The organism is Halobaculum sp. EA56, assembly GCF_051195075.1.
In the GTDB taxonomy this organism is placed as follows: Archaea; Halobacteriota; Halobacteria; order Halobacteriales; family Haloferacaceae; genus Halobaculum.
In genome coordinates, this window is record NZ_JBNTJX010000134.1 from 1 (window position 1) to 527 (window position 527).

At 56.4% G+C, this 527-nt stretch carries 1 pseudogene; it reads right to left on the reverse strand.

Annotated features, from left to right (window positions below):
* A pseudogene (locus ACQUQ1_RS22600) lies at positions 1 to 527 on the reverse strand (hypothetical protein); the annotation flags it as partial.

Genomic DNA, 527 nt, shown 5'->3' on the forward strand with positions numbered 1-527 from the left:
GTTTCGTGCATTCCACTGCCTCTGGGGTTCTCAATTGGATTGGGAACGTCCCCGGAGAAGATTAGTTCAGTTATCGCTTCCGGACCGCTTCCTGTGTTCTCTACCGTAACGAATGCCTCGCCATTCTTGATCCGGTCTGTCTCGCTCTCACCATAGACTTCGTCCCACGGCTTATCTGGATTATTCCGATAGAGTCCGACATCCTGTATCTGGATCTCTGGACGCAGTTCAGTCGTGGTCTCGACTACTGTCTCCTCACCCTTCAACGCGAGTACGCGATACTCACCGGGCGCATACGCGGTGCCGATCTCGAACGAGACCTGTTGAGCACCCGCGGCTACGTCACGTTTCCCGAATAGCTCGCCGTTCGGTTGGATGAGGTTGACCTGGTCGACGTCGGCCTCTTCGGAGAGTTCGACGACGAGTGCTGTTCCCTCAATAGTGATACGCGTGAGTGGGCCGTTGCCATCTGGAGAGGTCGTTCCGTCACCAGGCGTCCCAGAACCGCCATTGTCGTTCAGACAGCC